This is a genomic window from Bordetella sp. N, assembly GCF_001433395.1.
In the GTDB taxonomy this organism is placed as follows: Bacteria; Pseudomonadota; Gammaproteobacteria; order Burkholderiales; family Burkholderiaceae_B; genus Bordetella_C.
The window spans coordinates 1,845,472-1,866,189 of record NZ_CP013111.1 but is presented as its reverse complement, the minus strand read 5'-3'; the positions used below and the strand labels follow the sequence as shown (position 1 = coordinate 1,866,189).

Genomic DNA, 20,718 nt, shown 5'->3' with positions numbered 1-20,718 from the left:
TCGCTGGCGCGGCCAGCGAAGGTTTGCGGTGCTACTCGAAGTAGGCGGAACGCAGATCCATCCAGGAATAGGGATGAGTGCGGTAACCCTTGAGATTGGACGGGTAGGCCGTTACGAAATTGATCGTATACATCACCACCCCCGGGACGTCCTCAACGGCGTACTGCTGGAAGGTTTTGTAAAGCGCGTTCTGTTTTTCGGGATCCGTTTCAAGGCGCGCCTTGTCCAGTACGTCGTCGATGCGCGCGCTCTTGAAGTGCCACATCTGCTTGTTCCACGAGCCGGAGCTGTGATACCAAGGATACGTGGCGGTATCCAGAGTAGGGCGGGCCAGATAGCCATCCATATAGAACGGTGACTTGCCCGCGATGGTGGCGCCCCAGCGGCTGTAAGGCACCCGCTCCAGTTTCACGGTGACGCCGATCTCTTTCAGCATCTGCTGCAAGGCAACGGCGGCGCGTTCCCGGGTGGGGCGGCCGACCGGCACGTTGAGGGTGATGGAAAAGCCCTTGGGATAGCCTGCTTCCGCCAGCAGCTTGCGGGCGCCGTCGGGGTCCGGCTTGAAGGAGATATCCTTGTTGAACGCCGGGCTGTTCGGCGCCACCGGCGTGTGGGTGGGCGCACCGGCGCCGAACAAGGCGAACTGCACCAGCTGCTTCTTGTCCACGGCCAATTCGAAGGCGCGCCTTACCCGGACATCGCTGAAAGGCTTGACTTCATTATTCAGGACAAAGCCGTCCCAGGTGGAAGTGGCGGCCTCATCCACCACGACATTGGACAGGGCCTTCAATTCCTTGATGGACTCCAGCGGCACGTTCCACAGGATGTCCACGTCGCCCGCCGACAGGGCCGCCACCTTGGCGGCGTCCTCGGGGATGATGCGCAAGGTGACCTTGCTGAGCTTCGGCAGGCCAGCTTCCCAGTAGTTGGGATTTTTCTTTACCACCAGGCGATCGCCGGGCGTATAGCTGTCCAGCATGAATGGGCCCGTGCCCACCGGCTTTTTCATCAGGTCCTCGACGCTATGGCCGTCGGGAACGATCTTGAGTTGCCGTTCGATCAGCATGTTCGGCCAGGCGCCGTAAGGCTCCTTGAGCACGAATTTGACCGTATGGTCATCGGGGGTTTCGATGTGGTCCACCATCTCCGCGGTGGAGCGCGCGCGCGAGGCCTGGGCCGGGTCCGCGAGCAGGGCGAAGGTGTGTGTGACATCGGCGGCGACGAACGGTTTTCCGTCGGAGAACTTCACCCCGGGGCGCAGCTTGAACGTCCATTGCGTGCCGGTGGGATCGGAAGTCCAGCTTTCGGCCAGCTCGGGCACCAGTTGCAGCTTCTCGTTTATGCCCACCAGGCCGTTGTAGACCAGCATCCCGAAGTTGTAGTCTTCCGCGGCCACCCCGCGTCCCGGATACAGGAAGTTGACGTTGGAGTTGATGGTGGCGACCAGATCGGTCTTGGGGGCGGCATGTGCCGTCAGTCCGGCGGCGAAGGGCAGGCATACGGCCGCCCAGATGCTCGCAATGCGAAGAACGACTTTCATGATGGGTATCCCCTATAGACGCTTGGTCTGGTCCAAGGCGAAGCGCGCGATCACCTTGCTCAGCTCGGCCAGGTGCTGCCTGACCGTGCCGAAGTCCTTGCTGCGCTCGAAGGTCTCTTCATTCATGTAAAGCCCGCGCTTGATCTCGATCTGCACACTGTGGATGCCTGCCGCGGGTTGGGCATGCTTGCGCACCGACTCGGCGCCGGGGTAGTGGAAATTACGCGTCACCTGGTAGCCGAAGCCGCCGAGCGTGGCCACGATCAGCTCGCTCAGGGCCGGATCGCAGGTGCTGCCGTTGCGGTCGCCGATGTCGAAATCGGACCGGGGTTTGCCGCGATCCAGGGTGGAAGGCCCGCCGATGGACGCCATGCTGTGGCAGCTGACGTGATAAGCGCCGCCGAAGACTTTCTTGCGCTCCGCGAGCATGGCGGCCAGCTCGTTGTGATAGGGCCAGTAATAGTGGTCCAGCCGGCGTTGGACGTCCGCCACGGCCAGGGGCTTGTCATAGATCGGCACGCCGCGCTTGCCGCACTTGGAGTGGATCAGTCCTATCCCTAAACGGGATTTTTCCGTCGTTTCCAGTTGTCCCGGCCACGGGCCGTCCAATAGGGTGGGATCGATATCCCCCTCGTGGCGGTTGGCATCGATATAAGTATTGGGAAACGTGGCGGCCAGCCAGCCCGCGCCGCTGTCGACGACATCGGTGTAGAGGTCCGGCACGTGCATGGACACGGACTGATGCAGGTCGAGAAACGGAGCCGCTGGCACGAATTCGCAGGGATACCAGGTGCCGCTGCGCGGTATGTCGAAGACCAGAGGGGCGCCGGCACCATTCGGGTCGCGTCGCAAGAATACGCCAGGGTTAACTTTCATCGCTGCGAAAACTCCGGAGGAAAGATTAAAGGAAAACGTTTTCCTTGCGCAGATTCTGCTCGCCGCTCCTATATCGGTCAATACGTCGCCGACCCCGGACAAACCCTAGGCGCGACCGTTTTCATTGCAGCATGCGCCAGCCGCTTGTCATCGAAGACCACTAGAATGGATGCGGACGTCTAACGAGGATGAAGCGTGTACGCCACGACGATGGGAAGCAGCCGCCATGTCTTCGACGGCCTGAAGGAAGTAATGGCGCGGGCCACGCCGCTGCGCAGCGGCGACGTACTGGCCGGTGTGGCGGCGCGCAGCAGTGAAGAGCGGGTGGCCGCGCAGTATGTGCTGGCGGATCTGCCCTTGCGTGAATTCCTGAATGTTGTGTTGGTGCCTTACGAGACCGATGAAGTCACCAGACTGATCCTTGATACGCACGATGCCCAGGCGTTCGCGCCCGTGTCCCATTTGACGGTAGGCGAATTCCGCAATTGGCTGCTGGCGGATACCACGGATACCGCTACCTTGACGCGAGTGGCGCCAGGCTTGACCCCGGAGATGGTGGCCGCCGTCAGCAAGCTGATGCGCTTGCAAGATCTGATGCTGGTCAGCGCCAAGTGCAGCGTGGTGACGCGCTTCCGCAATACGGTGGGCCTGCCGGGTCGCCTGTCCGTGCGCCTGCAGCCGAACCATCCCACCGATAGCGCGCAGGGCATTGCCGCCAGCATCCTGGACGGGCTGCTCCTGGGCGCCGGCGACGCCGTCATCGGCATCAATCCCGCCACCGATAGTCCCGCCATGGCCGCGGATTTGCTGCAGCGCCTGGACGAGGTGCGCGAGCGCCTGGAGATCCCGACGCAAAGCTGCGTGCTGACGCACGTCACCACCGGCATCGCCCTGATCGAACGGGGCGCGCCCGTCGACCTGGTCTTCCAGTCGATCGCGGGTACGGAAGGCGCCAATCGTGGTTTTGGCATCGACCTGGCCTTGCTGGCCGAGGGCCGCGACGCCGCGCTTACGCTGGGCCGTGGCACCGTGGGATCCAATGTGATGTATTTCGAGACGGGGCAGGGCAGCGCCTTGTCCGCGGGCCAGCACCACGGCGTCGACCAGCAGACGCTGGAAGCGCGCGCCTACGCGGTGGCGCGGGCGTACGCGCCTTTCCTGGTCAACTCGGTCGTGGGCTTCATCGGCCCGGAATACCTGTACGACGGCAAGCAGATCACACGCGCCGGCCTGGAAGACCAGTTCTGCGGCAAGCTGCTGGGCGTGCCCATGGGCTGCGACGTCTGCTACACCAATCACGCGGAAGCCGATCAGGACGATATGGACGCCTTGCTGACGCTGCTGGTGGCGGCCGGCGTGAACTTCGTCATGGGGGTGCCGGGCGCCGACGACATCATGCTGGGCTATCAAAGCACGTCCTTCCACGATGCGCTGGCCATGCGCGAGCTGCTGGGCAAGCGGCCGGCGCCGGAGTTCGAGGCCTGGTTGATCAAGCAGGGCCTGTGCGATGCGAATGGCCGCATCCGCCCGGCGTCCTTGCCGCCGGCATTCGCCGCCTTGTTGCCCGCCTTGCTGCCGGCCGCCTGAGAGATTGCCATGGCGAATTCCGATGACCTGCCCGACACCGCGACCGCGGCCCCGCTGTGGCAGCGGCTGCGCCAGCTGACGGCCGCGCGCATAGGTTTGCCGCGTTCCGGCGCCTCGTTGGCGACGGAGTCCTTGCTGGATTTCCGGCTGTCCCATGCACGTGCCCGCGATGCCGTCCACGCAGCGCTCGACGTCGACGCCTTGCGCGCGGACCTGCTGCCCTTGGGGCTGCCCGTCCTGCATTGCCGCAGCGAAGCGGCGGAGCGGCAACGCTATCTGCTGCGCCCGGATCTGGGCCGTCGCCTCGACGCCGAATCGCGCGAAAGGCTGATGGTGTCAGGACAACGCGGGCTGGATGTCTGCATTACCGTGGCCGACGGCTTGTCCGCCACGGCGGGCCAGCATCATGCGACGGCCTTGCTGGGCCATCTGGTCCCCATGCTGCGGGAGCAGGGCTGGCTGCTGGCGCCGCTGGTCCTGCTGGAGCAGGGCCGCGTGGCGGCGGGTGATGACATCGGCGAAGCGCTGGACGTGAAACTGATGATCATTCTGGTCGGCGAACGGCCCGGGCTGACATCGCCCGACTCGCTGGGCGCGTACATGACCTGGCTGCCCAAGGTCGGGCGCAATGACTCCGAACGCAATTGCGTCTCCAACATTCGTCCGCAGGGCTACCCGCTGGCCGATGCCGCAAGCAAGATCGCCTATCTGGCCGATCGCATGCGCCAGGAAGGATGTTCGGGCGTCCGTTTGAAGGACGACGCGTAAATTTTGGAAGGCGACGCCTAAAACCTAGGGTTTCTACTTATTTGCATACGTATGCAAAGCCCTAAGACTGCCCTCAACAACTAGTCATCGCGACTATCCATCCAGGGCAGGAGACCCCATGATTCGCCATCTGAAGCGCGGCCGTACCGCCGCCGTAAAGACCGAAGACGACGCCAAGGTGCGCGCCACCGTCGAAGGCATCATTCGAGACATCGAGACGCGTGGCGACGAAGCCGTGCGCGAATACAGCCGCAAGTTCGATCAATGGGATCCCGCGGATTTCCGCCTGTCCCGAGCGGAAATCGAAGCCGCGCGCAAGAAACTGTCGGCGCGCGAGATCGAGGACATCGCTTTCGCGCAGGCCCAGATCCGCAACTTCGCGCAGATCCAGCGCGAGTCCATGCGCGATGTCGAAGTGGAGACGTATCCCGGCGTGGTGCTCGGGCACAAGCACGTGCCGGTGAACGCCGTGGGCTGCTACATCCCGGGCGGCAAATATCCCATGCTGGCTTCGGCGCACATGAGCGTGCTGACCGCCAAGGTGGCAGGCGTGAATCGCGTCGTGTCCACCGCGCCGCCTTACCAGGGCCAGCCGCATCCCGCCATCGTCACGGCCATGGACATGGCCGGCGCGGACGAGATCCTGGTGCTGGGGGGTGTCCAGGCCGTGGTCGCCATGGCGGTGGGCACGCCGACGGTGGCGCCCGTGGACATGCTGGTGGGCCCGGGCAATATGTTCGTGGCGGAAGCCAAGCGCCAGCTCTACGGCCGCGTGGGCATAGACCTGTTCGCCGGTCCCACGGAGACCTTGGTCATCGCCGATGACAGCGTGGATGGCGAGCTGTGCGCCGTCGACCTGCTGGGCCAGGCCGAACATGGTCCCACTTCGCCGGCCATCCTGCTGACCAATAGCGAGCAGCTGGCGCACGACACCATGAACGAAATCGAGCGTCAGCTGGCCAAGCTGCCGACCGCCGCCATCGCCGCCAAGAGCTGGGCCGATTGTGGCGAGGTCATCGTCTGCGACACCCAGGAAGAAATGCTGAAGGTCGCGGATGACCTGGCCTACGAGCACGTGCAGGTGATGACGCGCGACCCCGATTATTTCCTCAAGAACATGACCAACTACGGTGCGCTGTTCCTGGGGCCGCGCACCAACGTCAGCTTCGGCGACAAGGTGATCGGCACCAATCACACGCTGCCGACGAATCGGAATGCGCGCTATACCGGCGGCTTGTGGGTCGGCAAATTCCTCAAGACGTGTACGTACCAACGGGTGCTGACGGATGCGGCCAGCGCCGCCATCGGCGAGTACTGCTCGCGCCTGTGCCATATGGAAAATTTCGCCGGCCATGGCGAGCAAGCCAATATCCGCGTGCGCCGCTATGGCAATCGGCCCGATCTGCCCTGGTATCAACCCGTCGCGGCGGGAGCGAAGGCATGATCGAATTGCCGAAGGGAGCGGGTTTCGGCCTGCAAGGCCGGCGCGCGTTGGTGACCGGCGGCAGCGGCGGCATCGGTCTGGCGGCCGCCGCCGCGCTGGGCCGCGCCGGCGCGCATGTCACGGTGGCGGCCCGGCGTGGCGCCGAGCTGGAGCAAGTCTGCGAGGCCTTGCGCGCCGAAGACATCGCTTGCGCCGCACAGGTACTGGACGTGACGGACTCGGCGGCGGTCGACCGCGTGATGACGCAAGGCGAGGCCTTCGATATCGTGGTCAACAATGCCGGCATGAATCGTCCCAAGCCTTTGGTGGAGCAGACCGACGAGGACATCGACGCGGTACTGGACCTCAACGTCAAGGCGACGTTCTACGCCAGTCGCGCGGCAGCCCGCCGTTTGTTGAAGGAAGGGCGTGGGGGCTCCATCATCAATGTGTCGTCGCAGATGGGTCATGTGGGCAGTCCGGGCCGCACCGTGTACTGCGCCAGCAAGCACGCGCTGGAAGGCATGACGCGCGCGCTGGCCTGGGAAGTCGGGGCGGCGGGCATCCGCGTCAACACCATTTGTCCCACTTTCATCGAGACGCCCATGACCGCGCCCATGCTGGCTCAGCCCGGCTATCGCGAATGGGTCGGCGCCCGCAATGCCTTGGGGCGCGTGGGTCGCCTGGACGAAGTGATGGGGGCCATCGTGTTCCTTGCCAGCGAGGCGTCCAGTCTGATGACGGGCAGCGCCCTGATGCTGGACGCGGGATGGACCGCGGCATGAAGACGTCGCCGCGGGCGCAGGACGTGGCGGATCTCGCCAACGTGTCGCAGTCCGCTGTCAGTCGCACCTTCACGCCCGGCGCCAGTGTGTCGGAGGAAACGCGGCGCAAGGTGCTCGCAGCCGCACAAAAGCTGGGATATCGGCCCAACGCCCTAGCACGCAGCCTGATCACGCGCCGCAGCCGCATCGTGGCGCTGGTGATGAGCTATCTGGAGAATCAGTTCTATCCGCTGGTCATCGAGAAGCTGTCCCAAAAGCTGCAGAAGGAGGGCTATCACGTGCTGATGTTCATTGCCGAGCTGGACGAGGCGGCGGACGGCGTGCTGGCTGAGATCCTGCAGTACCAGGTCGACGGCATCGTCATGGCGTCGGCCATGCTGTCGCCCAATATCGCGCGGGGCTGCGCTGAAGTGGGCGTGCCGGTGGTGCAATTCAATCGCATATCCATGCTGGGCGGCCTGGCACGTCATGCCAGCAGTTCGGTCACGTCGGACAACCACGCGGGTGGTCGGATGGCGGCACGGCATCTGGTGCAGCGCGGGTATCGCCGGTTCGGCTACCTGGCGGGCCTGGAGGATTCGTCGACCAGCATCGAGCGGGAACGGGGCTTCCGTGACGCCTTGCATGCCTTGGGGCACGACCTGCACCAGCGCGAGGTCGGTCATTACGACTTTGATCTGGCGCAGGCGGCCACGCGGCGCTTCTTCGAGACGGACCGGGTGGAAGACCGCGTCGACGCCATCTTCGTGGCCAACGATCACATGGCCATCGCCGCCTTGGATGTGCTGCGTCAGGACTTGAAGTTGCGTGTGCCCGAAGACGTGGGCGTGGTCGGTTTCGACGACGTGCCGCAGGCCGCGTGGGGCGCGTACCAGCTGACCACCGTGCGCCAGCAGCTGGAACCCATGGTCGATGCGACGGTGGAGCTGCTGCGCGAGCAGATGCAGGCAGAGCTTCGACCCCGCGACATCGTCGTGCCTTGCGTGTTGGTGGAGCGCGGCACCGCGTGAGTCAATAAATACCTCAATAAACACTGCAGTAGATACCGGATCAAGCAGCGCAATAAACACAGCAGGGCGTCATATCCGCCCGCATTCAATACGCAGGAGACAATACATGCAGCGCAAATTCTTACGTGTCCTGGCCGCGACGGCCTCCTTGGGACTGTCCTTGGCCGCAGCGGCCCCCGCCGTGCACGCGGCGGACACCTGGCCCTCCCGCACCATCCGCTATATTGTGCCTTTCTCGCCAGGCGGCGTGTCCGACGGCGTGGCGCGCTTGATCGCCGAGCAACTGACGAAGCGCCTGGGGCAGTCCGTCATCGTCGAGAACAAGCCTGGCGTGTCCGGCATCGTCGGTACGCAGCTGGTGGCGCGCGCCGATCCGGACGGCTACACCATCGTGGGTGGAACGATTACGACTCACGCTGTCAATCCATTCTTCGTGAAGAGCCTTGGCTATGACCCGGTCAAGGACTTCACGCCTGTCGCGCTGGTGGGCATGGTCAGCAATGCGCTGGTGGTGCGGGCGGACAGCCCCTATACGTCGGTGCAGGCGGTGATCGACGCTGCGCGTGCCAAGCCCGATACCTTGACCTACGGCACCGCGGGGCCGGGGACGTCGCAGCATTTGTCTGGCCAGCTGTTCCAGTCCATCTCCGGCACGCGCTTGCGCCAGATCGTCTACAAGGGCGGTTCTCAATCCATGATCGACCTGATCGGCGGACAGATCGACATGGTGTTCGACACGGTCGCGGCGGCGCGGCCCATGATCGATTCGGGCAAGGTCAAGGTGCTGGGTGTCACTTCGGCCAAGCCGCTGGCGGATCTGCCGCAGGCCAAGCCCTTGGCGGAGCTGGGTTTGCCGGGTTTCGAGATGCAGTCCTGGCAGGGCATCTTCGCCCCGGCGGGGACGCCGGCGCCGGTGGTGGATCGCATTGCCCGCGAAATCGCTGCCGCGGTGGCAACGCCTGAAGTGAAAGCCAAATTGCTCATGCTGGGTGTCGCGCCGGACGGCCGCGGCTCCGCGGAATTCGCCGCGTTCCAGCGCAGCGAAATCGACAAGTGGGGCAAGGTGATCAAAGATGCCGGCATTCAAGCAGACTGACACCGCTACAGGAGCGATACATGACTGAAAACCGTTTCCCCATCGACGGCCGCCTGCCGGCCCTGTTGCGTGGCGGCCAACCCTTGCGTGGCTTGTTCAACGGCCTGCCCAGCCCGGCCATTATCGAGATGTGCGCCTACGCCGGCTTCGATTTCGTGATCATCGACAACGAGCATGGCAGTGCCGACCTCGGTGTCACCGAACACATGCTGCGGGCCGCGCGGGCCGCGGGCATACCGCCGGTGGTCCGATGCTTCGAGCACGACCTGCCGCGCATCCTGGACATGGGCGCCAGTGCGGTGCAGGTACCCATGGTGCAGACCGTGGAGCAGGCCCGCCGGCTGGCCGGCATGACGCGCTATCCGCCGCTGGGTGCGCGGGGCAGCGCCTTCAGCACGCGGGCGGCCGGCTACGGCGCATTCGGCGGTGCGGGCCATACCCAACGCAGCAACGAAGGCATTGCTTTCATCGCCATGATAGAAACGCCAGAGGCCATCGCGCTGGCGGGCGACATCGCGGCGGTGGACGGTGTCGATGCGGTCTTCATCGGCCCCAACGACCTGGCGCACGCCATGGGCCACGGCAGCGACTGGAATGCCGAGCCGGTCCAGCGCGCGATCGCGCAAGGGCTGCAAGCCATCGCCGCCGCCGGCAAATGCCCGGGCATCATCGCGCTGACTCCCGCCGACGAAGCCAAATACGGCCCCCTGGGCGCCCGCTATTTCTGCAACGTGTCCACGAGCATCATCACGCGGGCGCTGGCGCAGGCGGCGTCGGCAGGGCGGGATGCCGCGGTTCGTTACTAAGTGGCGCGCGTCGCCTTATGGCGTATACGTATGGGGAATGTCTTGCGCCTTGAGTAGAATCCTCGCAACGGAAATTCCCGTTCCAGGAGCAGATCATCATGGTCAAGGCGCGTCAGGGCAGGTCGTTGCAGCTGAGGGTATTCGTTGCGGTGTTGCTGGCGGCTGGTTCCGCCGCGGCGCAGGCGCAAGACAGTTTGAAGATACTGACCGCCGGCGCGATCAAGTCCGTGGTTACCGCGACGGTGCCGGCATTCCGTAAAGATGCCGGCCGTGAGATCAGTATCGAAAACGACACGGCGGGCGCCTTGGTCAAACGCCTTGAGGGTGGCGACGCGTGCGATCTGACGCTGCTGCCCGCCGGGGCGCTAAAGGAGCTCGCGGCCAAGGGCATTATCGACGGGGAGTCGATTCGGCCCATCGCACGGGTGGGCATAGGCGTCGTCGTGGCCAGCGGCACGGCCCGGCCGGATATTGCGACGGTCGACGCTTTTAAAGCTGCTTTATTGGCAGCTCCATCGGTGGCCTATCTGGATCCCGCCGCGGGCGGTTCCAGCGGGGTTTACCTGACAGGCCTGTTCAAGAAACTGGGCATAGACCAGCAAATCGCCGCCAAGGCCGTGCTGGTGCCTGGCGGACTGGTCGCCCAGAAGATCGTTGACGGGCAGGCGGCACTTGGCATCCACCAAATCAGTGAAATCCTGACCGTCCCCGGAGCGGTACTGGTCGGCCCTTTGCCGGCCGAGATCCAGAACTACACCAACTATGCCGCCGCCGTCTGCGCGAAATCCGCCAGCAAGACCGCAGCGGCGGTTTTTATTAATGAACTGCACACGCCGGCCACCCAGCAGTTATTGAAGACCAAAGGCATGGAGCCGGCCAATTAATGAAAGCAGAATGAAGGAAATGTCTCCGAAGATAATCGGGGACGAGTACAAATCGTGGATATAGACCCTTATTTCCCCGATTTGAGCAAAAAACTTCCATTGCGCTTACTATTCGCTCCGCAGCCCTACGCAGCAAAACACCACTGATGACGACGAACGTGCGGGCGTTCCCGTCAAACGAAAAAGAGTGGAATTCAAATATGGGCGATATATCAATTAATAGGTATCTGGAGAGAAAGCCTTGAACATTACCCGTCGCCGTTTCAATACGGCAGCATTTGGCATGGCGTCGATCGCCGTGGCCCCGAAGATCGCCTTCGCGGAAGACAAGTGGCCGTCCAAGCCCATCCGCATCATTGTTCCGTTCGCCCCCGGCGGCGCCAATGACCTGCTGGGCCGCGCGGCCGCTGAAGGCATCGCGAAATCGCTGGGTGTCAGCGTCATTGTTGAAAACAAGCCGGGCGCCGGCGCCGTGATCGGCACCGACTACGTCGCGCGCGCCGATGCGGATGGCTATACGTTCCTGATCAGCGCCGCGGGCGTGATCTCGAACAGCATGATCCGCAAGGTTCACTACAAGGATAGCGACCTGGTCCCGGTGGCCATGGTCGGCCTGGCGCCTTCGGTCATCGTCGCGCCGGCGAACTCGCCGTACAACAACCTGAAGGAATTCGTCGAAGGTTCGAAGACGGGCCACGGCCTGCACTTCTCGACGGCCGGCACGGGCAGCACGCCGCACTTCGTCGAAGGCATCCTGACCACCAACTACGGCGCCAAGCTGGACCTGGTGCCGTACAAGAGCGGCGGTGAATCGGTGTCGGCCGTGATCGGCGGCCAGGTCGACGCGACCTCGGAAGCCAGCATCGTCGTGCTGCCGATGGTCAAGGGCGGCAAGCTGAAGGCGCTGGCCTGCACGTGGTCGGAACGCATCAAGGCCTACCCGGAACTGTCGACGGCCGCCGAGCAAGGGTTCCCCGACATCAAGATCGCCCACTGGGCCGGCCTGCATGCCCCCAAGGGTGTGCCCGACGCGATCCTGGACAGGGTTGCCGCCGGTGTCGACGCCGCCATGAAGGATCCGGCCAACGTCAAGCGTTTCACCGACCAGGGCATCGAGCCCGTCGGCGGCACGCGCGCCGACTTCATCAAGTTCTGCGATGAAGAGCGCGCTCGCCTGGGCGCCGTGGTGAAAGCCACCGGCATGCACCAGGACGATTGATCGTCCTCCTTCGGCTTTAGCTTGGCCGTCTGGAAGAGGAAAGGGGCCCGCGGGCCCCTTTCCTCATTGTGCGTGCCGGATCCGCATCCAGCTGGCCTTAACGCCCGCGCCGCCCGCCCGCGACGGCCGCCAACAGCATGCCGGCCATGATCAAGCCCAAACCCATCATGAATACGGGTGTCAGGCGGCTGCCCAGGAAAAGCGCCGATGCGGCAATGCCGACCAGCGGCACGCCAAGGGTGAAGTTGGACATGGCGAAGGTACTGATGCGGCGCCCGTACTCGGCGGAGATGACGAAGCACGCCGACGTCGCTACCGGGCCGATGAACAATAACTGTTCCAGAAGGTGCGCGCTGACCTGGATGCGTGCCGGGCTGCCTTCCAGGGCGTAGGCCAGCGCGGCCAGGGGCACGGTGGCGAGCAACATCTGCCAGGGTGCCAATGCCAGGGGCGTGGCCGTCCAGCGATGGCGCTTGATGTGCAGGATGACGACGGACCAGCAGATCGCGCCCGTCAGCAGGAAGGCCGCTCCCATCAGGGATCCGGGGGCAGTCCAATCCATCTCCAGCGGTGAGCACACCAGGACGATGCCCGCCAGTCCCACGAAGAGCGCCAGCAGTTGCAGCTGCGTCGGTGCGTTGCGATACAGCAGCCAACTGGCGAGCACGCCCCAGAGGGGCGTCGTGTAGGCCAGCAATACCGCGCGCCCGGTATCGACATGGGTCATGGCGATCATGCCCAGGCCGGTGAAGGTCATCATCTGCAGCAAGCCCATGCTGGCGATGATGGGCCAGTCCCCCCGCGGCGGCAGCCGCAAGGTGCCGCGCAGCGCGCTCAGCGCGAACAGACAAAGCGCGGCGCTGCCGAAGCGGGTGGCCGCGAGCCAGAGTGGCGGCATGGTGTTCAAGGCCAGTTTGGTCACGGGCCAGCTAAGCCCCCACAGCAGCACCATGATCCCCAGCCAGGCCAGGGTGCCCAGGCCGGACGGCACGACGATGGAAGCAGGGGCGATGGAGGGGGAGGCAAGGGCAGGGGACGGCTTGGCGATACGCATCGCGAACTCGGATTTCGACAGGGTTGGAACAGGGTTTGAATGTCGAAAAGTTTGCCGGATGAGGCCAGAAATTGCTCTTCTATTTCCCTTATGTTTACTGGAGAGCTGGGTTAAATTATTCTCAAACTGATCTGAATTGAGAATAATTCACCATGCCGAAGATAGAGCTGGACGAAGCCAGCCTGCAGATACTCGATGCACTGCAGCAGAACGCCGAATTTAGCAACGCGGAGCTCGCGGAACGGATCGGGCTGTCCGCATCGCCTTGCTGGCGCCGTGTTGCCGACTTGAAGCAGCAAGGCGTGCTGCGCGGTTCGGTCGCCCTGGTCGACCCGCTGACACTGGGCCTCACCGTCAACGTCTTTGTCCACGTCTCCCTGAAGCAACAGGACAAGGATTCCCTGGAGGTCTTCACCGAGGCCATCCGTCAACGGCCGGAGGTCATGGAGTGCTACCTGATGAGTGGCGAAGCCGACTTCATGCTGCGGGTCGTCATCGAGGATCTGGCGAAGTACCAGACCCTGCTGCTGGAGTGCCTGACGCAGATCCCCAGCGTGGCCAGCATCCGATCGAGTTTCGCCCTGAGCCAGGTGAAGTACACGACGGCACTGCCCACCGGGCATCTTCGGGCGTGACTGCATACCGGGGTAAGTACCAATGTAGTGACAAGTACGTCGTCCGTACTATCGTGAGCATCACCAGATACGGATAGAGGCCTCCAAGGGGAGTTTCTCAGTTCCAAGCTGTCAGACCAATAACATCGAGAACATTAAAAAGCGCGGGCCGCTGCATGCGGTCCGCGCTTTAATTTTGCCCGGCTTTCAGGCGCTTGATTTCAGAGGCTTACTTCCACGAGTCCCGGGTACGACCACCGCGCGTGGCGGCGTAGGTCGACGAGAAAGCGCCAATCAACATCGAGATGAACGCCCACAAGGCGAAGCCCGCGGCCGCCTTGCGCGCGGCATCGGCGGCTTCCAGCGCCTTCTGCTTGGCCTGGTCGGCGGTCTGCTTGGCGCGGTTGATGGTGTCGTCGATGCGTTTCTCGGCGGTCGCCTGGTCCACGCCGGTCTGGTTGGAGATCACGCGTGCCACGTAGGTCTTGTCCTCGGGCGTGACGTTGCCGCGGGCGATGCTGGTGGCGACGATACGGCCCACCTCGGCCTTGGCCGCATCTCCTTGCGACGCGTCCGGACGGTCGGAGCGGAACAGCGTGTCGGTGAAGTACTGCGTGGAAGGCATCATGCCGCCGCCGTTGGCGCTATTGCCGCCGCCAGAGCTCGCTGCGCCGGCAGCAGCGGCCGACGTCGCGGCCACACCAGCACCCGAAGCGGCGCTGGCGCCGACGTTTGCCACGCCGCTGATCGCCGACGACACGCCGGCCGTCATCAGGAAAGCGCTGACGGTCGCGCCCAGCGCCCAGACCAGGAAGCCGTGCGCGGTATCGCGGAAGAACACTTCATCGGAGTGGACGTCGACCCACTTGGTGCGCAGGCGGCCGGCGATATAGCCGCCCAGGCCGGCGGAGATGATCTGGATGACGACCAGCCAGACGATGGCGCCTATGCCGATGGCCTTGGCCGACGCGCCGTCTCCGCCCCAGGGAGAGGATGACGCCAGGCCGAGGCCCGCGCCCGCCACCAGCAGCATGAGGTAAGTGGCGGTCGCCACGAAGGCGCCGGCCAGGACAGCGCCCCAGGAGACTGCTGAGCCGAAGGACTCACGGTTGCCAAGGGAGGCGGGTGAGCCGCCAGGATATGCAGTGCGGGTTTCCATTTCGCTTACCTCTATTCGGTGGATGGTTCGTGCCGCTGGCCTACGCAACCGGCATACCCGAGGTAAGAAAGCTGGTCCCTGCTGCGGCGCAATAGCGGCACCGCGTGTATCGCGTGTACCGCGTCAGCGTGCGGGCTTCTCTGCGTTGGCGGGCGCGGCGCGGTCTTGCGGAGGGGGCGTGTAGAGGCGCTGGACGTCCTTGTTGGTCACGGCATCGCTGTCGGTTTTCTTGTCGTCGCCGGTGTTGGATTTCGTCGCGGGGTCCTTGCCAGCGGGGGCGTGGGAGTCGCCTTCGGCGCCGCTGCCTTGGGGCCCGCTGCCCGAAGCGCCGACGCCGCCGCCGCCTTGCCCGGTGCTGTTGTGCTGGCCTTCGCCTTCCTTGCCGGAGCCCAGGCCTTGGGCGGACGCTGTCTGGGTCAGCATCATGCCGACCGTGATCGCCAGGGCCATTGCCGCGTATCTCGAGTTGTTCTTCATGGTCGTGTCCTTTGAGGGTGTGCCTCGCTGCGAGCACGCGCCATGCCCGGCGTTCAGCTTCGCGCAAGGCGCGGATAGCTGGCGCCACGGCAAAGATGAAAGGCCTTTGCGTTGCACAGGCCTTCCCGGTCGGGGGCTGCGCTACGCGCGCTTGGCGGGGGCATGGTCCGCGTCGGCTTTTTTCAGCACACCCTGGCCAGCATCCTTCGGCAGCATCCAGCTATCGATGGTCCCCAACAAAGCCAGCACCGCGATCATCCCGAATGCCATCCGGAAATCATTGGCACTGGCATTGCCGGGATCATTCCCGTGCAGCAGGCTGGCCACACTAAGAGCCAGTGCTCCCAACGCGATCCCCATCCCCGCGTTCATCTGTTGCAGCACGGAGAACAGCGTGGTCGCATCCCGCATATTTTCCTTCGGGACATCGGCGAAACCCAGCGTGTTGTAGGCGGTGAACTGCAAGGACCGCGTCATGCCTGTAAAAAACAGCAGCAGCGCGATCACCGGCAGCGGCGTGTGCGCCTGTAGCAAGGCGCACAGCGCGAACCCCACGGCCACCAGCAGCCCATTCCCAAGCAGCGTCCGCCGGAAACCGAAACGATTCATGATCCAGCTGGTCGTCGGCTTCATGCACAGGTTGCCGGCGAACAGCCAAAGCAGCAGCGTGCCCGCCTGTACGGCGTCCCACCCGAACCCCACCTGGAACATCAAGGGCACCAGGAAGGGCGCGCTGCCGATGGCGCAGCGAAACAGCGAACCGCCTACCGCGCATACCCGGAAGGTGGCCACCCGCAACGGCGCCAGGCCCAGCAGGGGATTCGGCACGCGCAGCAGATGGCGCGCCGACGCGAGCAATAGCGCCAGGCCCGCCGCCAGCGCTGCGACCCACCACCAGCGCGGCAGGTCGGCGCGACTGGCCAGTTCGATACCCGTCATGAACAGGGCGAAGCCCAGCCCGCTAAGAATGAAGCCGCGCGTATCGAAGCGGCCGGTCGCGTGCTCGCCGTTGCGGATCAAAAGAAGGCAGGCGATCAAGGCCAGGATGCCGAGCGGCAGGTTGAGCAGGAAGATCCAGTGCCAACTCCAGTGGGTGCTTATCCATCCGCCCACCGGCGGTCCCAGTATCGGTGCGACCAGGGCAGGCCAGGTCAGGATGGCGATCACCCGCACCATATCGCTCTTGGCCGTGTCACGCAGAACGACCAGGCGGCCGACCGGCACCATCATCGCGCCGCCCAGGCCCTGCAAGGTACGCGCCGCGGTGAAGGTCCACAGGTCCGGGCTCAGCGCGCACAGCAGGGACGCGAAAGTGAACAGGCAGATGGCGGCCGCGAATATGCGCCGCGCGCCAAACCGGTCCGCGGCCCAGCCGCTGATCGGGATGAACACCGTCAAGGCCACCAGGTAAGCGGACACGCCCACCGACAGGTGCTCGGGGGCGACGCCGAAGTCGCGCGCCATCGCGGGCATGGACGTCGAGATGACCGTGGCGTCGAGGTTCTCCATGAAGAACACGGCGGCCACCAGCAGGGCCGTCAGATTGCGGCGATCCAGAGTGATTTTCATGTCGGTGAGTCTAATCCTTGCAGGCCACGCAATAATTGGCGCTAAGATCAATGAACTGTTTCCTCTTCAGGCAAGAATCTCATGCAAGCGCTGGATCTCACCTTATTGCATCTCTACGTACGCATCGTCGACAGCGGCAGCCTGTCCGCGGCCGCGCTGGAGCTGGGTATGACCCTGTCGCTGGCCAGCCGCCGCCTGCAACGCCTGGAGAACACGCTGGGCGCGCGCCTGCTGCACCGAACCACGCGCCGCCAGGCCATGACCGCGGAAGGTGAGTTCCTGTACCGGCATGCCGTGCAGATCCTCGGGCAGATGAGCGAAATCCAGGAACGGCTCACCCCCCAGCGACGCACGGTGGCCGGCCACATCCGCGTGACCGCGCCGGTGGCGCTGGGCCGGCGGCGCATCGCGCCCTTGCTGGCGGATTTTCACCGGGAGCATCCGGACCTGACCGTGCAGCTGCATCTGACGGACGTCCTGCTGGATCTGGTGGAGGCGGGCATGGACCTGGCCATCCGCTTCGGCCGCGTGCAGGACTCGTCCTATGTCTCCAAACCCATTGCCCACAACTACCGCGTGCTGTGCGCGTCGCCGGCCTACCTGTCCCGTCACGGCATGCCTGCCCATCCGACCGACCTGCCGGCGCATCGCTGCCTGCAGATCGGCCAACAGGCCGTGGCGGAATGGCAGTTCGACGGCGTGCCGCCCTTGACGGTCAAGATCGCGGCACGGCTGGTGTCCAATGACGGCGAAGTGGTGCATCAGTGGGCCGTCGACGGCCACGGCATCGCGATGAAAACCTATATGGATGTGGCGGCTGATCTGGCTTCGGGCCGCCTGGTGCGGCTGCTGCCCGACCATCCCGTGCCCGCCGCGCCCTTGCACGCGGTCTATCCCCACCGCAAGCACCTGGCGCCGCGCATACGGGCCTTTCTGGACTATCTGACCAAGCATCTGCGCGTGCCCGACGAGCAGTGGACGGGCGCGGCCTGACGCGGATCAGGGCTCGTCGCCGACCGCCATTTCGCGCTCGTCCGTCACCGCGCCACGCCAGGCCGGCACGGAACGAATGATCAGCTTCTCGGCTTCCACGACGAGGAAGAACAGCACCGCGCCCACGAGCAGTTTGGCCCATACCGACAAGGGCAGGCTCTCCGTCGAAAAAATCGCCTGGAAAGGCGGGGCATAGGTGAACAGCAGCTGCAGCACCACCACCGCCAGAATGCCGTACCAGAGCAGGGGGTTGCCCTGGTGCGCGCGCAGGTTCAAGGACGAGTGGATCAGGTGCCGGCTATTGAGCAGGTAGAACACCTGACCCAAGGTGATGGCATTGACCGCGGCCGTGCGCGCCATCGCTTCGGACGCGCCCTGCGCCTGCATCGCGAAGAACGTCAGCAGGGTGTAGACCAGCAAGGCCGCGCCGACGAACAGCACGCGCCAGATGCCGAAGCGGCTCAGGATGGGCCGCTCGACCGCGCGCGGGGGCCGCTGCATGACATCGTCTTCATGCGGCTCGAAGGAGATCACCAGGCCCAGCGCGACCGATGTGATCATGTTTACCCACAGCACCTGCGGCGCCGTGATGGGCAAGGCGAAACCGAAAATGATCGCCGCCGCGATCACGGCGCCTTGGGCGACATTGGTCGGCAGCATGAACAGCATGGCCTTCTCGATATTGTCGTAGACCGTGCGGCCTTCCTTCACCGCCGCGGAAATCGAGGCGAAATTATCGTCCGCCAGGATCATGCCGGCCGCTTCCTTGGTGACCTCGGTGCCTTTGATGCCCATCGCCACGCCGATGTCAGCCTTCTTCAAAGCGGGCGCGTCGTTGACGCCATCGCCCGTCATGGCCACGACCTGGCCATTGGCCTGGATGGCCTTCACCAGGCGCAGCTTGTGCTCGGGGCTGGCGCGCGCGAACACGTCGACGTCGCGCACGCAGTCCTGCAGGGACGCGTCGTTCATGGCTTCGATCTCGACGCCGGCCACGGCCGTCCTGCCGTCACCGATGCCCAGCATGCGGGCAATGGCGGCCGCGGTGATCTTGTGGTCGCCCGTGATCATCGTCACCCGAATGCCACCCTCATGGCATTCGCGCACGGCCTCGATGGCTTCCTTGCGGGGCGGATCCATCAGGCCGACGAGGCCCAGCAGCACCAGGTTGCGGGGCAGGTCGCCCGGCCCCAGCCCGCCGTCACGCCCGCCCAGCCCGGGATTGGGCAGCCACGCCAGGCCGAGCACGCGTTCTCCCTGTGCGGCCAGCCGCTCGCCCGCGCCGTCGAAATAGGCGCTATCGATGGGGGCCAGCCCGTGCGCCGACTGCTGCCGGTCGCAGTGCGCCATGATGACTTCCGGCGCGCCCTTGACCAGCAGCATGTCGCCGTCCGTGGACCGGTTCAAGGTCGCCATGAATTTGTGTTCGGATTCGAAGGGGATGGCGTCGACGCGTGGCGCGGCGGCCGCGACCGTGCCGCGATCCATGTTCAGTTTGGCGGCGAAGGGATACAGCGCGCCTTCGGTCGGATCGCCTTCCACCTTCCACTTGCCGTCCGCCTCGAAGAGTTCGGCGTCATTGCAAAGGCAGGACACCAGTCCCATCATTTTCAGCGGGTCGGGCACCGGGTCGCCTTGCAGGCCGCCTATACGCTGTCCGTCCTGGCTGACCTCGCCGGCGGCGGCGTAGCCGTCGCCCGTGACCTTGTAGTTGCCGTCCGCGGTGACGACGGAGGTCACCATCATTTCCATCAACGTCAAGGTGCCGGTCTTGTCCGAGCAGATCCGGGATACGGATCCCAAGGTTTCGACGGCGGGCAGGCGACGGATGATGGCATTGCGCCGTGCCATGCGCTGCACGCCGATGGCCAAGGTGATCGTGATGAGCGCCGGCAAGCCTTCCGGAATCACGGACACGGCGATGCCGACGATGGCCTGGAACAGTTGCACGAAGGTCATGTGCCCCAGCCAGTGTCCCCAGGCGAACAGCAGCACGCTGATGGCGCCGATGACGGCCGTGATGGTGTAGCCGAACTTCTTGATCTGGCGCAGCAGCGGAGTTTCCAGCACGTTGACCTCGGCCAGCATCTGATTGATGCGTCCCAGTTCGGTCTGGCTTCCCGTGGCCACGACCACACCCGTCGCGCGCCCGGAAACCACCAGCGTTCCGGAAAATGCCATGTTCTCGCGATCGCCCACGGTGGCCTTGATGGCCACGGTGCCGGCGGTTTTTTCGGCGGGCACCGATTCACCCGTCAGGGCGGCTTCCTCGGTACGCAGATTTTTCACGTCGAGCAGGCGCAGGTCCGCCGGAATCTTGTCGCCGGACTCCAGCAGCACGATATCGCCGGGCACCAGGTCTTCGGCGGGGATCAGGCGCACGGCGCCGTCACGTAGCACGCGGGCGTCCGCCGACAGCATGTTGCGGATAGAGTCGAGCGCTTTCTCGGCGCGGCCTTCCTGAACGAAGCCGAGCAGCGAATTCAGGATGACGACCGCGAAGATGATGGATGCGTCCAGCCACAGGCTCAGCATCAGCTTGATGAAGCCGGAGACGAGCAGGACGTAGATCAGGATGTTGTTGAACTGGGCCAGGAAGCGGGTCAGGGGGCCTTTCTTCTTGCCCTGTGGCAGCCGGTTGGCCCCATGGGTATCGAGTCGTCCGGAGGCTTCCGCGGCGGCCAGTCCTTGCGTCGGACTGACGTTCAACTGCCGCTCGACCTCATTGGCGGGCAAGGCATGCCAAGGCGTTCCGGCTATCCCTGCGGCAACTTGCTGAGCTGAGTTCATCCCCGTCTCCCGGTTGCAGTGCGTCAGGGGGAGGGGGGCCGGAACTCGTGCGTGGTCGCCTATCCCCG

At 64.6% G+C, this 20,718-nt stretch carries 18 protein-coding genes; 11 read left to right on the top strand and 7 right to left on the bottom strand.

The annotated features are described in order from the left end of the window. Positions 1-31 precede the first annotated feature (31 nt). Together ASB57_RS08005 and ASB57_RS08000 are read right to left on the bottom strand one after the other, a co-directional pair. A complete protein-coding gene (locus ASB57_RS08005) occupies positions 32-1,540 on the bottom strand; it encodes an ABC transporter substrate-binding protein (RefSeq protein WP_057651746.1) in 1,509 nt (502 codons plus the stop codon). A 12-nt stretch (positions 1,541-1,552) separates the two neighbouring features. Further along, positions 1,553-2,416, bottom strand: coding sequence for an N-formylglutamate amidohydrolase (locus ASB57_RS08000; protein WP_057651745.1), 864 nt, complete (start codon positions 2,414-2,416; stop codon positions 1,553-1,555). Positions 2,417-2,626: 210 nt separating this feature from the next. Here ASB57_RS08000 and ASB57_RS07995 point away from each other — a divergent pair, with 210 nt between their 5' ends. The 9 genes from ASB57_RS07995 (at position 2,627) to ASB57_RS07955 (ending at position 11,994) form a co-directional block, all read left to right on the top strand. Then, positions 2,627-4,003, top strand: a complete 1,377-nt coding sequence (locus ASB57_RS07995; RefSeq protein ID WP_057651744.1) for an ethanolamine ammonia-lyase subunit EutB — start codon at positions 2,627-2,629, stop codon at positions 4,001-4,003. A 9-nt stretch (positions 4,004-4,012) separates the two neighbouring features. Next, positions 4,013-4,771 (top strand): ethanolamine ammonia-lyase subunit EutC, encoded by a 759-nt coding sequence (gene eutC / locus ASB57_RS07990; RefSeq protein ID WP_156414090.1) that lies wholly within the window; start codon positions 4,013-4,015, stop codon positions 4,769-4,771. Positions 4,772-4,889: 118 nt separating this feature from the next. Continuing rightward, positions 4,890-6,215: a histidinol dehydrogenase gene (hisD, locus tag ASB57_RS07985; protein ID WP_057651743.1), complete on the top strand. Its 1,326-nt coding sequence runs from the start codon at positions 4,890-4,892 to the stop codon at positions 6,213-6,215. Then, entirely contained in the window at positions 6,212-6,979 is a 768-nt protein-coding gene (locus tag ASB57_RS07980) for an SDR family NAD(P)-dependent oxidoreductase (protein WP_057651742.1), read from the top strand. Before hisD ends, ASB57_RS07980 begins: the two co-directional genes overlap by 4 nt. After that, complete coding sequence (locus ASB57_RS07975) at positions 6,976-7,989, top strand: LacI family DNA-binding transcriptional regulator (RefSeq protein ID WP_057656011.1); 1,014 nt, start codon at positions 6,976-6,978, stop codon at positions 7,987-7,989. The genes ASB57_RS07980 and ASB57_RS07975 overlap by 4 nt, the downstream gene beginning before the upstream one ends. 106 nt (positions 7,990-8,095) lie before the next feature. After that, the gene (locus ASB57_RS07970; RefSeq protein WP_057651741.1) at positions 8,096-9,085 is read left to right on the top strand and encodes a tripartite tricarboxylate transporter substrate binding protein; all 990 of its coding nucleotides are present in this window, start codon (positions 8,096-8,098) and stop codon (positions 9,083-9,085) included. Positions 9,086-9,105: 20 nt separating this feature from the next. Continuing rightward, complete coding sequence (locus tag ASB57_RS07965) at positions 9,106-9,891, top strand: HpcH/HpaI aldolase/citrate lyase family protein (protein WP_057651740.1); 786 nt, start codon at positions 9,106-9,108, stop codon at positions 9,889-9,891. Positions 9,892-9,989: 98 nt separating this feature from the next. Continuing rightward, on the top strand, positions 9,990-10,775 hold the full coding sequence (locus tag ASB57_RS07960; RefSeq protein ID WP_156414089.1) for a substrate-binding domain-containing protein: 786 nt from the start codon (positions 9,990-9,992) through the stop codon (positions 10,773-10,775). A 283-nt stretch (positions 10,776-11,058) separates the two neighbouring features. Then, positions 11,059-11,994, top strand: a complete 936-nt coding sequence (locus ASB57_RS07955) for a tripartite tricarboxylate transporter substrate binding protein (protein WP_082621988.1) — start codon at positions 11,059-11,061, stop codon at positions 11,992-11,994. A 97-nt stretch (positions 11,995-12,091) separates the two neighbouring features. On the opposite strand, the gene ASB57_RS07950 is transcribed toward ASB57_RS07955, so the two are convergent. Beyond that, the gene (locus ASB57_RS07950) at positions 12,092-13,048 is read right to left on the bottom strand and encodes a DMT family transporter (protein WP_057651738.1); all 957 of its coding nucleotides are present in this window, start codon (positions 13,046-13,048) and stop codon (positions 12,092-12,094) included. A 152-nt stretch (positions 13,049-13,200) separates the two neighbouring features. On the opposite strand from ASB57_RS07950, the gene ASB57_RS07945 reads away from it, so the two are divergent. After that, the gene (locus tag ASB57_RS07945) at positions 13,201-13,683 is read left to right on the top strand and encodes an Lrp/AsnC family transcriptional regulator (protein WP_057651737.1); all 483 of its coding nucleotides are present in this window, start codon (positions 13,201-13,203) and stop codon (positions 13,681-13,683) included. A gap of 208 nt (positions 13,684-13,891) precedes the next feature. On the opposite strand, the gene ASB57_RS07940 is transcribed toward ASB57_RS07945, so the two are convergent. From ASB57_RS07940 to ASB57_RS07930, 3 genes are all read right to left on the bottom strand, one after another. Then, the gene (locus ASB57_RS07940) at positions 13,892-14,821 is read right to left on the bottom strand and encodes a hypothetical protein (RefSeq protein ID WP_057651736.1); all 930 of its coding nucleotides are present in this window, start codon (positions 14,819-14,821) and stop codon (positions 13,892-13,894) included. A 123-nt stretch (positions 14,822-14,944) separates the two neighbouring features. Continuing rightward, on the bottom strand, positions 14,945-15,298 hold the full coding sequence (locus ASB57_RS07935; protein WP_156414088.1) for a hypothetical protein: 354 nt from the start codon (positions 15,296-15,298) through the stop codon (positions 14,945-14,947). Positions 15,299-15,439: 141 nt separating this feature from the next. Continuing rightward, on the bottom strand, positions 15,440-16,867 hold the full coding sequence (locus ASB57_RS07930) for an MDR family MFS transporter (protein WP_057651734.1): 1,428 nt from the start codon (positions 16,865-16,867) through the stop codon (positions 15,440-15,442). A gap of 81 nt (positions 16,868-16,948) precedes the next feature. Between ASB57_RS07930 and ASB57_RS07925 the strand changes: the two genes are divergently transcribed. Beyond that, a complete protein-coding gene (locus ASB57_RS07925; RefSeq protein WP_057651733.1) occupies positions 16,949-17,860 on the top strand; it encodes a LysR family transcriptional regulator in 912 nt (303 codons plus the stop codon). 6 nt (positions 17,861-17,866) lie between these two features. Here the strand turns inward: ASB57_RS07925 and ASB57_RS07920 are convergent, their stop codons facing one another. After that, entirely contained in the window at positions 17,867-20,650 is a 2,784-nt protein-coding gene (locus ASB57_RS07920) for an HAD-IC family P-type ATPase (protein ID WP_057651732.1), read from the bottom strand. Between the last annotated feature and the right edge of the window lie 68 nt (positions 20,651-20,718).

What these genes read in the sequence shown, in the direction of transcription:
- hisD (WP_057651743.1), top strand. Translation starts at nt 4,890, where the DNA reads ATGATTCGCCATCTGAAGCGCGGCCGTACCGCCGCCGTAAAGACCGAA.
- ASB57_RS07955 (WP_082621988.1), top strand. Translation starts at nt 11,059, where the DNA reads ATGGCGTCGATCGCCGTGGCCCCGAAGATCGCCTTCGCGGAAGACAAG.
- eutC (WP_156414090.1), top strand. Translation starts at nt 4,013, where the DNA reads ATGGCGAATTCCGATGACCTGCCCGACACCGCGACCGCGGCCCCGCTG.
- ASB57_RS07945 (WP_057651737.1), top strand. Translation starts at nt 13,201, where the DNA reads ATGCCGAAGATAGAGCTGGACGAAGCCAGCCTGCAGATACTCGATGCA.
- ASB57_RS07960 (WP_156414089.1), top strand. Translation starts at nt 9,990, where the DNA reads ATGGTCAAGGCGCGTCAGGGCAGGTCGTTGCAGCTGAGGGTATTCGTT.
- ASB57_RS08005 (WP_057651746.1), bottom strand. Translation starts at nt 1,540, where the DNA reads ATGAAAGTCGTTCTTCGCATTGCGAGCATCTGGGCGGCCGTATGCCTG.
- ASB57_RS07950 (WP_057651738.1), bottom strand. Translation starts at nt 13,048, where the DNA reads ATGCGTATCGCCAAGCCGTCCCCTGCCCTTGCCTCCCCCTCCATCGCC.
- ASB57_RS07920 (WP_057651732.1), bottom strand. Translation starts at nt 20,650, where the DNA reads ATGAACTCAGCTCAGCAAGTTGCCGCAGGGATAGCCGGAACGCCTTGG.
- ASB57_RS07980 (WP_057651742.1), top strand. Translation starts at nt 6,212, where the DNA reads ATGATCGAATTGCCGAAGGGAGCGGGTTTCGGCCTGCAAGGCCGGCGC.
- ASB57_RS07965 (WP_057651740.1), top strand. Translation starts at nt 9,106, where the DNA reads ATGACTGAAAACCGTTTCCCCATCGACGGCCGCCTGCCGGCCCTGTTG.
- ASB57_RS07970 (WP_057651741.1), top strand. Translation starts at nt 8,096, where the DNA reads ATGCAGCGCAAATTCTTACGTGTCCTGGCCGCGACGGCCTCCTTGGGA.
- ASB57_RS07940 (WP_057651736.1), bottom strand. Translation starts at nt 14,821, where the DNA reads ATGGAAACCCGCACTGCATATCCTGGCGGCTCACCCGCCTCCCTTGGC.
- ASB57_RS07930 (WP_057651734.1), bottom strand. Translation starts at nt 16,867, where the DNA reads ATGAAAATCACTCTGGATCGCCGCAATCTGACGGCCCTGCTGGTGGCC.
- ASB57_RS07925 (WP_057651733.1), top strand. Translation starts at nt 16,949, where the DNA reads ATGCAAGCGCTGGATCTCACCTTATTGCATCTCTACGTACGCATCGTC.
- ASB57_RS08000 (WP_057651745.1), bottom strand. Translation starts at nt 2,416, where the DNA reads ATGAAAGTTAACCCTGGCGTATTCTTGCGACGCGACCCGAATGGTGCC.
- ASB57_RS07975 (WP_057656011.1), top strand. Translation starts at nt 6,976, where the DNA reads ATGAAGACGTCGCCGCGGGCGCAGGACGTGGCGGATCTCGCCAACGTG.
- ASB57_RS07935 (WP_156414088.1), bottom strand. Translation starts at nt 15,298, where the DNA reads ATGAAGAACAACTCGAGATACGCGGCAATGGCCCTGGCGATCACGGTC.
- ASB57_RS07995 (WP_057651744.1), top strand. Translation starts at nt 2,627, where the DNA reads ATGGGAAGCAGCCGCCATGTCTTCGACGGCCTGAAGGAAGTAATGGCG.